At 58.6% G+C, this 9,153-nt stretch carries 10 protein-coding genes; 4 read left to right on the top strand and 6 right to left on the bottom strand.

What is annotated here, in order from left to right; all coding sequences use genetic code 11:
- The 4 genes from ERD80_RS21070 to ERD80_RS21055 form a co-directional block, all read left to right on the top strand.
- Positions 1–586, top strand: a 586-nt coding sequence (locus ERD80_RS21070; protein WP_282183391.1) for an exodeoxyribonuclease VII large subunit, incomplete at its 5' end; no start/stop codon positions are given.
- 125 nt (positions 587–711) lie between these two features.
- The gene (locus ERD80_RS21065) at positions 712–1,725 is read left to right on the top strand and encodes a M4 family metallopeptidase (protein WP_136548421.1); all 1,014 of its coding nucleotides are present in this window, start codon (positions 712–714) and stop codon (positions 1,723–1,725) included.
- Complete coding sequence (locus tag ERD80_RS21060; RefSeq protein WP_136548419.1) at positions 1,722–2,051, top strand: protealysin inhibitor emfourin; 330 nt, start codon at positions 1,722–1,724, stop codon at positions 2,049–2,051. Before ERD80_RS21065 ends, ERD80_RS21060 begins: the two co-directional genes overlap by 4 nt.
- Before the next feature lie 102 nt (positions 2,052–2,153).
- A complete protein-coding gene (locus ERD80_RS21055; protein ID WP_071813581.1) occupies positions 2,154–2,336 on the top strand; it encodes a general stress protein in 183 nt (60 codons plus the stop codon).
- Positions 2,337–2,422: 86 nt separating this feature from the next.
- Here ERD80_RS21055 and ERD80_RS21050 read toward each other — a convergent pair whose 3' ends face one another.
- The 6 genes from ERD80_RS21050 to ERD80_RS21025 all read right to left on the bottom strand — a co-directional run.
- The gene (locus ERD80_RS21050; protein ID WP_125309186.1) at positions 2,423–4,861 is read right to left on the bottom strand and encodes a glucose/quinate/shikimate family membrane-bound PQQ-dependent dehydrogenase; all 2,439 of its coding nucleotides are present in this window, start codon (positions 4,859–4,861) and stop codon (positions 2,423–2,425) included.
- A 329-nt stretch (positions 4,862–5,190) separates the two neighbouring features.
- Complete coding sequence (locus ERD80_RS21045) at positions 5,191–5,418, bottom strand: zinc ribbon domain-containing protein (protein ID WP_104188676.1); 228 nt, start codon at positions 5,416–5,418, stop codon at positions 5,191–5,193.
- An 85-nt stretch (positions 5,419–5,503) separates the two neighbouring features.
- Positions 5,504–6,994, bottom strand: a complete 1,491-nt coding sequence (gene der / locus ERD80_RS21040; protein WP_021506563.1) for a ribosome biogenesis GTPase Der — start codon at positions 6,992–6,994, stop codon at positions 5,504–5,506.
- Positions 6,995–7,170: 176 nt separating this feature from the next.
- Complete coding sequence (gene bamB / locus ERD80_RS21035) at positions 7,171–8,352, bottom strand: outer membrane protein assembly factor BamB (RefSeq protein ID WP_058758300.1); 1,182 nt, start codon at positions 8,350–8,352, stop codon at positions 7,171–7,173.
- A 19-nt stretch (positions 8,353–8,371) separates the two neighbouring features.
- On the bottom strand, positions 8,372–8,989 hold the full coding sequence (locus ERD80_RS21030) for a YfgM family protein (RefSeq protein WP_021506561.1): 618 nt from the start codon (positions 8,987–8,989) through the stop codon (positions 8,372–8,374).
- A 39-nt stretch (positions 8,990–9,028) separates the two neighbouring features.
- Positions 9,029–9,153 (bottom strand): His/Gly/Thr/Pro-type tRNA ligase C-terminal domain-containing protein (locus ERD80_RS21025; RefSeq protein WP_136548417.1); only part of this gene is annotated, 125 nt, incomplete at its 5' end.

The following is a 9,153-nucleotide window of genomic DNA, read 5'->3' as shown; positions in this document are numbered from 1 at the left end:
ACTGGTGAGCCGCAACCAGATCGAGCTACTGCGCCGTTTGCAGTCTCAGCAGCAGCGCATGGAGATGGCGATGGATTATTACGTGGCGCAGCAGCAACGCCGCTTCACCCGGCTGCAGCATCGTCTGCAACAGCAGCATCCGCAGCTGCGCCTGGCACGGCAGCAAACCACGCTGATTCAGCTGCAGCGTCGTCTGCAGGAAGCGGCCGACCAGCGGCTGCGCCTGGCGCATCGCCAGCACGATCGCCTGCTGCAGCGCCTGCAATCCCAGCAGCCGCAGGGACGTATTCTGCGCGCTCAGCAACAGTTACAGCAGTGGCACTACCGGCTGCAGCAGGGCATGGAAAAACAGCTCAATCACAGCCGGCAGCGTTTTGGTACGCTGGCAGCACAGCTGGAAGGCGTGAGTCCGCTGGCGACGCTGGCGCGCGGCTTTAGCGTCACCACCGATGCTCAGGGCCAGGTGGTGAAAAAGACCCGTCAGCTGCATACCGGCGATCTGCTGCGTACCCGGCTGGATGATGGCTGGGTGGAGAGTCAGGTGACGGCGTTACAACCACAGAAGACGCGCAGCCGTAAGGCGTGATAATCTTTTCAGCCGCATAAATGGTTGATAACCCCCTGTAAATCGCGCGGGCTGCAGACGCAGCGGCGCGCGATTGATAAGCGGGTCTATACTTTCTGACATACCCATCCGTCAGGGAGTCCGACATGCCTTACAGCGTTATTCCTCCGTACATTCTGCGAAACATCATCGATAACTGTTCCGGCGCACAGCAGGATTACGCGCGGCGCACCCTCACCCACGTGCAACAGCTGATGGCGGAACATCCTCACACCACCAGCGCAGCCAGCACCGCGCAGCCCGGCAGTGTTTTGCGCGCTATCTACGATGCGGGTAATACGCAAAATCTGCCCGGCACCTTGATCCGTGAGGAGGGCCAGCCCGGTAACGGTGACGTCGCCGCCGACGAAGCGTGGAACTATCTCGGCATCACCTATGATTTCTACTGGCAGATCTACCAGCGCAACTCGCTGGACAACAAAGGCCTGAAACTGGATGGCACCGTGCATTACGGCAGGGAATACCAGAACGCCTTCTGGAATGGCCAGCAGATGGTATTTGGCGACGGCGACGGTGAGATCTTCAATCGCTTTACCATTGCCATTGATGTGGTCGCGCACGAGCTGACGCACGGCGTGACCGAAACCGAAGCCGGGCTGATTTACTTTCAGCAGGCGGGTGCGCTCAACGAATCGATGTCCGATGTGTTTGGCTCGCTGGTGAAGCAGTATCACCTCAGGCAAAGCGCCGATCAGGCCGACTGGATCATCGGCGAAGGGCTGCTGGCGGCAGGTATTAAGGGCAGCGGCCTGCGCTCGATGTCCGCGCCCGGTACCGCCTATGACGATCCGCTGCTCGGCAAAGATCCGCAGCCTGCCGATATGGATCACTATATCGACACGCGCGAAGACAACGGCGGCGTGCATCTTAACTCCGGCATTCCCAATCGCGCCTTCTATCTGGCGGCGACCGCGCTGGGCGGCTTTGCCTGGGAACGGGCCGGTCAGGCATGGTACGACACGCTGTGCGATAAGGAACTGCCGCAGGATGCCGACTTCAGCACCTTTGCGCGCTTTACCGTACAGCATGCCGCAAAACGTTTTGATAATACGGTGGCACAGGCGATCCAGTCCGCGTGGCACGAGGTAGGTGTAAGGTGAATATTCAGCTGACCGATGACGCCATCATTGAGCTGGCGCGTGAAGGCGGCATTGCATTTATCCCCGGCCTGCGCAGCGAGCGGCGATTTGCGCTGGCGCAGCTGCCGGAACCGCAGAAGCAGCGCGTGTGCAACGTGCTGGAGCAGGCGCTGCTGCTCGGCGAGCCGGAGGAACAGGCCGCCAGCATCGGGCGCGGCGACCAGCGCTATTTCCGCATCCAGATAAGCTACGCGACCCACCGCGAAGCCGGAACGATTGTGATCCTGATTCCGGAAAACGTTGCGCCTCCTGAACTGCAGGCGCTGTGGCGCGACGGCGAAGAATAACTTAGACAGTTCCCACAGCATCGCCGTAACTAACTGACTATACTGGATAACGTGGCTAGCTAGTCCACATCAAAGAAAATACCCTTAGATGAGGTCTCTGCTATGACACAAACCAAGCAACGAGGCGGTGCCGGGAACTTTGCAGAGGACCCGGAGCGCGCCAGGGAAGCCGGTAGCGCGGGCGGCAAAGTCAGTGGGGGCAATTTCAGGAACGATCCTGAGAGAGCCAGGGAAGCTGGAAGAAAAGGAGGTCAAAAAAGCCGTCGCCCCTCTAAGCAGAAGTAAGTAAGGATCCTTACAGGAAGGAGTACGCCACGGAAGGTTAATAAAAAAGGCCGACATCATGATGTCGGCCTTTCTTTTACTGCGGCTTACTTGCTGTCGGGCAGCGCGTAAGCAATCACGTAATCACCGCGATCCGGTGACTGACGCGCACCGCCTGCGGAGATCAGGATGTACTGTTTGCCGGTTTTCGGCGAAACATAGCTGATTGGTCCGCCCTGGCTGCCCACCGGCAGACGTGCTTTCCACACTTCTTTACCGGTTGAGCTGTCAAAGGCGCGCAGGTAGTAATCCTGGGTGCCGGCAATAAATACCAGACCGCCCTGGGTTGCCAGCGTACCGCCCAGCGTCGGCATACCGACCGGCATCTGCGCATGCATTTTGATACCAAACGGACCGGTATCCTGCACCGTACCCACCGGCACCTGCCACACAATCTGACGGGTCTTCATGTCGATGGCCGACAGCGTACCGAACGGCGGTGCCTGGCATGGAATGCCCAGCGGCGACATGAAGCGGTTTTTGTTTACTGCGTACGGCGTGCCTTTCAGCGGTACCGCACCCATGCCGGTGTTGATGGCTTCACCGCCGTTGCTGGCAGCCGATTTGGTGGTGTCCTGCGGAATCATCTGCACCCACAGGCCAAGGCGCATATCGTTGACGAACATGTACTGGTTGTTCGGATCGAACGAGATGCTGCCCCAGTTCATGCCACCGAGCGAGCCCGGGAAGCTGAGCGAAACATCGGTGTCCGGCACGGTGAACAGGCCGTCATAACGCATGCCTTTAAAGGCAATACGGCAAGCCAGCTGGTCAAACGGCGTGGCGCCCCACATGTCTGACTCGGTCAGTTTCTGATTGCCAATGTTTGGCATTTCTACCGAGTGCGGCTGAGTTTTGGTGTACTGCTCGTTCGGGATATGGCCCTGCGGCATCGGCAGCTCTTCAACTTTGGTCAAAGGCTTGCCGGTCAGGCGATCCAGCACCCAGATCATGCCGGTTTTCCCGCCGATCACCACCGCAGGTTTGGTGGTGCCGTCCTTCATCGGGAAGTCCACCAGGCTCGGCTGCATTGGCAGGTCGAAGTCCCACAGGTCATTGTGGACCGTCTGATACACCCACTTCTCTTTACCGGTGGTGGCATCCAGCGCCAGCACCGACGCGCCATATTTGTGATCCAGCGCGGTACGGTTGGCACCCCACAGGTCCACCGACGAACTGCCCATCGGCAGGAACACGGTGTTCATCGCCGGATCGTAAGAGATTGGCGCCCATGAGTTTGGCGTGCTGCGGGTGTAATCCTGACCTGGCATCAGTACGGCATTTGGATCTTCATTGCCCGGGTCAAACGCCCAGCGCATCTGGCCGGTGATGACGTCGAAGCCACGCAGAACGCCGCCAGGCATGTCTGTCTGTACGTTATCCGCGACGCGACCGCCCACCACAACCGTGGTGCCTGCCACCTGCGGCGGCGAGGTCAGCTGATACTGCGGGTCCGGCGCGCTGCCGAGACCTTGCTTCAGATCGACCACACCGTGGTTGCCGAAGTTTTCACACAGCTCGCCGTTATCGGCATTGATGGCAATCAGACGTGCATCGATGGTGTTCATCAGGATGCGACGCTGGCAGCTATCGCCCGCCGCCAGCGTTACCGCTGGCACCGGCGTGGAGCCCGGCTGCGTTGGCTGCTGTACCGGTTTGGTGGCATCAAAGTACGCCAGACCACGGCAGCGGTTCCACACCTGCGCCTGCGCATTGATTTCGCGCTTCCAGATCTGCTTACCGCTGTCGGCTTCCACCGCAATCACGTTGTTGTGCGGCGTACACAGATACAGGGTATTACCCACCTGCAGTGGCGTTTCCTGATCTTCTGCACCGTTACCGGTCGGGCTGATCGGCGTGTCGCCGGTATGGAACGTCCAGGCAACCTGCAAGTCTTTCACGTTGTCGCGGGTAATCTGGTCGATAGCGGCAAAACGGTCACCCTGCGGCGTACGGCCGTAGCTGCTCCAGTCCTGCTGCGGTTTGCTTTTATCTACCGGGATCAGCGGCAGTTGCTTGCCGGTGAAGGCCACGGTCGGATGCGGCTGGAACATCTGGACAAAGGTGACCACCATACCAACGGCAAGCACCGCTGACAGCGCATACGAAAGCTTCGCCAGCGAGGCCTTGCCTTCACGCTTACGCAGCGCCGGCCAGGTAATAAATGCCAGCACCATCAGGCCGGCCGGCACCATCAGGCGCGACACCAGCGGCCAGAACTGCCAGCCAGCATCGTACAGCGCCCAAATCAGCGTGCCGGCGAAGACCAGAATGAACAGCGTAACCGCCGAGGATTTACGGCGAAAGAACTGAATCGCCGACAGTAACATGACGATACCGGCAATGAGGAAGTACCAGCTGCCGCCCAGGGCCACCAGTTTACCGCCACCGATCGCGAAGAACAGGCCGATCGCCAGCAGGACCAGCCCGAATAACACAGACCAGAGACTCAACCCTTTACCGGGACGAGCGGAATTTTCTGCCATAACACAAACTCTCCTGAAAAAATAACGCGTGGCGGCCGGAATGCGGGAGCAGCCGATCAATGTCTTCCTGGCTGAGCAGGGACAGGAAGTTATCCGTTACGCTTTATTTTATATCTGTTGGTACGGGAGCTACGCCCGTTATGCAGCGCTTGTGAGCGAGGCCGCAGGATCAATATCCGCTGGCATTCGCGACAAGGCGGGCAGGATTGTACCATCCGGTACAATTAAAAGTGAACATCCATAACGCGGTAGTTACTGGGCAATAGCATTTTTGCTACAAACGCAGCGCGAAGCGAGCAGCCAGTGCCACTTCGCGCTATCGCAAACCCTCATTCCATGACGTTTTCCGGGCGATAATGCACGCGTCTGCTGGAGATCAGGCCGTGACCGTGGGTACAGAAATAATCTATGGCACCGCACGCTTTTAGTACCTGCAGCGGCTGCTGGCAGTCGGGACAGCAGGCCAGCGCGGTGAAATGACGCTGGCAGTGCGGGCAATCGAAGCGTTGTTCGCTGTAAGTGAGCGGTTGCTGACAGTGAGGGCATGGGGTGAGCATGATGACTCCGGAATCGTGGCTGAGGATCGTGATAAAACCGGATGTTACGCCAAAGAAAGAGGGCCCATCCGGGCCCTCATCATGTTTAGCGTTTGTTTTTCTTCAGATGCGATATCAGACGCTTACGCTTACGCTGCTGGGTTGGCGTCAGCAGGTTGCGTTTGCCCGCATACGGGTTATCGCCCTCTTTAAACTGGATGCGAATCGGCGTTCCCATCACGTTCAGCGAGCGGCGGAAGTAGTTCATCAGATAACGCTTGTAGGAATCCGGCAGATCCTTCACCTGATTACCGTGAATCACCACAATCGGCGGGTTATAACCACCGGCATGCGCGTATTTGAGTTTCACGCGGCGGCCACGCACCAGAGGCGGCTGATGGTCGTCAGCAGCCATGTTCATGATACGCGTCAGCATGGAGGTATTTACGCGTTTGGTCGAGCAGTCGTACGCTTCGGTCACGGATTCGAACAGGTTGCCCACGCCGCTGCCGTGCAGTGCCGAGATAAAGTGCACGCGCGCGAAGTCGATAAAGCCGAGACGGAAGTCCAGCGTCTCTTTCACTTCATCTTTAATCTCCTGCGACAGGCCATCCCACTTGTTGACCACAATCACCAGTGAGCGCCCACTATTCAGGATAAAGCCGAGCAGCGACAGGTCCTGATCGGAAATGCCCGCGCGCGCGTCAATCACCAGCATCACCACGTTGGCATCTTCAATCGCCTGCAGCGTTTTGATGACGGAGAATTTTTCCACCGTATCAGTGATTTTGCCGCGCTTACGCACGCCCGCGGTATCAATCAGAATGTACTCGCGGTCATCACGCTCCATCGGAATGTAGATGCTGTCGCGCGTGGTGCCCGGCATGTCGTACACCACCACACGGTCTTCACCGAGGATACGGTTGGTAAGCGTTGACTTACCTACGTTGGGACGCCCGACAATCGCCAGTTTGATAGGCAGACCGGTCGGATCGAAGGCTTCTTCCTCTTCTTCCTCCAGCGCTTCACCGTTCTCTTCGGCGGCTAACGCGGCCCAGTAAGCTTCGTTTTCGTCCTCTTCGCTGACTTCCCGCGGCGCGATATCATCCATCCACGGCAGCAGCGCGGTTTCCAGCAGGCTGGTGACGCCACGACCGTGCGACGCGGCAATCGGGTGAATCTCACCCAGGCCGAGCGCGTAAAAGTCCAGCACCGCAGCATCCGGATCGAGACCGTCGGTTTTGTTGGCAACGAGGAACGTCGCTTTATCGCGCGAACGCAGATGATTGGCGATCTGCTGATCCGCCGGCATGACGCCAGCGCGCGCATCGACTAAAAACAGCACCACATCGGCCTCTTCAATCGCCAGCAGCGACTGCTCCGCCATGCGGTTTTCCACGCCTTCCTCGGTGCCATCAATACCGCCGGTATCGATAACAATAAATTCGCGCCCTTCCACTTCGGCGCGACCATATTTGCGATCGCGAGTCAGTCCAGGGAAATCGGCCACTAACGCATCACGTGTGCGCGTTAAGCGGTTAAACAGCGTGGATTTCCCCACATTGGGACGCCCAACCAGCGCGACCACAGGTACCATAACACTTGCCTCAGTTTTAAAAATAAATCGCCCGAATGGCGTGATTATAACGGCATTTGCCGTCAGGTTCAGGCCGCAGGCGCCAAGAATATCATGCCTGACTAAAAACAGAACGGCCCCTGACGAATCAGGAGCCGTATCAATGCGTGCGAAACGCTGCCCGTCGGGCCATCGCCTTAACGGGTGATGGCGTAGACCTCACCGCCTTTCGCCTGGATCAGCAGCTTGTCACCGGCCACGACCGGCTCGGTCTGGAAGCCGTCGCTGTCCAGTTTCTGCTGCGCCACGAAGCGGCCGTCCAGGGTGTTGATCCAGTGCACATAGCCTTCGCTATCGGCGACCACCAGGTAACCGTTGAACAGCACCGGAGACGTCAGGTTACGGTGCAGCAGATCGCTCTGACGCCAGATCGCCACGCCGCCATCGGCGTTGAGCGCAATCACGCGGTCATCCTGATCCACCAGATAGATGCGACCGGCATCGACGATCAGATCTTTGACGCCGCCGATTTCACGCTTCCACAGAATCTGACCGGAACGCAGATCCAGCGCCGTCAGGTTACCGTTGTAGGCCAGCGCATAGACCACGCCATTGACGATCACCGGCGTGGTGTCGACATCGTTAAGACGATCGATCTCGGTCGCGCCGCTTGGCTGGGAGATACGCTGCTGCCAGATCAGCTGACCCTGGTTCATGATCACCGCGCTGACGCGACCATTATCGCCGCCAACAATCGCGCCGCCGAACGCTACTGCCGGCGCCGATTCACCGCGCAGCGACAGGGCTGGCATATCCAGATTCACGCTCCATTTCACCGCGCCGCTGCTCTGATCGAGCCCCTGCAGCATACCGTTGCTGGTGTGAATCAGTACCAGACCATCGCTGACCACCGGACGCGACAGCGCTTCGCCAGCCACTTTGGTCTGCCAGGCAATGCTGCCGTCGCTGCTGTTCAGGGCAAATACCTGTCCCCGCTCGCTACCGATGTAGAGGCGATCGCCATTGGCCGTGATACCGCCAGACAGCAGTGCCGAAATGTTTTTCGAGAAGAAGCCGGTCTTCTCAGAGAGGTTCACTTTCCACTTCTCTTTGCCGTTGCTGGCGTCGAGCGCTTTCACGATACCGAAGCGGTCGGCGGCATACACGGTGCCGTCCTGCCAGGCGGGATGCAGATTGGAGTAGAAATCACCCACGCCGTCACCGACCGAGGTGCTCCACGCGGTTTCCGGCGTGAACTGGTTTTCAACCTTCGGCAGCGGGGCCATTTTCACTACATCTTCTTCGCCGCTGAACAGCGAGCAACCGCTGAGCAGAGTGACTGACATCAGCCCTGGCAGCAGGTATTTACGTAATTCCATGTGCGCTCTCTTGACTGGCTTAACTTAAGTTATTCATCTTCATCTGCAGCATCTGCTTCAGCGCAGGAGAAGCCTGCGATTCCGCACCTTTGCTCCAGGCATCACGGGCGCCCTGCTTATCGCCTTTGCTCAGCAGTGCTTCGCCACGAATGTCCGCCACAATGGCTGTCCAGCCATCACCCTTCACATTGTTCAGGGTAGTAAGGGCGGCATCGGCCTGATTTTGCTGCAGTTGAATGCGTGCCAGACGCAGGTTGATCACCGCCTGCAGATTGGCATCTTTGGTGTCTTTCAGCCCGCTCTGTAACAGCGTGATGGCTTTGTCTAACTGGTTGGCGGCAACGTACTGTTTAGCCAGATCCAGCGCGGCCAGCGCACCGTAGGTGTTGTTGTTCTCGCTGGCGAAGCTGGCGACCGCTTCCAGCGTCTGCGGCTTGTCTGCCTGCATGGCGCTGGTCAGCTGCTGATACTGCGCCGACGCGGCTTTGTCCGCTCCTTCCTGATGGCTGCTCCAGAAACGCCAGCCACCCAGCGCAGCGATACCGACGATGACCCCGACCGCCAGCGCTTTGCCATTATTGGCAAAGAAGCGACGCAGCGCATCAACCTGTTCGTTTTCGTTGCTGTAAACTTCCACGCAATCCCTCTCCTTAAAATGCCTGTTGCAGTGCTGCGCTTACTGCAGCAGCGTGTGCAGCGTCGCGGCGGCGTCGCTCTGCGCCAGCGTCTGCTGATCGCCGGTGCGCAGGTCTTTAATCACCACCTGGCCCGCTTTCACTTCGTCTTCGCCCAGCACCAGCG

It is taken from the genome of Pantoea sp. R102 (genome assembly GCF_004916815.1).
GTDB classification, from domain to species: Bacteria; Pseudomonadota; Gammaproteobacteria; order Enterobacterales; family Enterobacteriaceae; genus Pantoea; species Pantoea dispersa.
This window is presented reverse-complemented; position numbering and strand designations above follow the sequence as displayed.

Bases quoted from the DNA above. Each gene is read 5' to 3' on its own strand.
- ERD80_RS21065 (WP_136548421.1), top strand. From the start codon at position 712: ATGCCTTACAGCGTTATTCCTCCGTACATTCTGCGAAACATCATCGAT.
- ERD80_RS21050 (WP_125309186.1), bottom strand. From the start codon at position 4,861: ATGGCAGAAAATTCCGCTCGTCCCGGTAAAGGGTTGAGTCTCTGGTCT.
- der (WP_021506563.1), bottom strand. From the start codon at position 6,994: ATGGTACCTGTGGTCGCGCTGGTTGGGCGTCCCAATGTGGGGAAATCC.
- bamB (WP_058758300.1), bottom strand. From the start codon at position 8,352: ATGGAATTACGTAAATACCTGCTGCCAGGGCTGATGTCAGTCACTCTG.
- ERD80_RS21045 (WP_104188676.1), bottom strand. From the start codon at position 5,418: ATGCTCACCCCATGCCCTCACTGTCAGCAACCGCTCACTTACAGCGAA.
- ERD80_RS21055 (WP_071813581.1), top strand. From the start codon at position 2,154: ATGACACAAACCAAGCAACGAGGCGGTGCCGGGAACTTTGCAGAGGAC.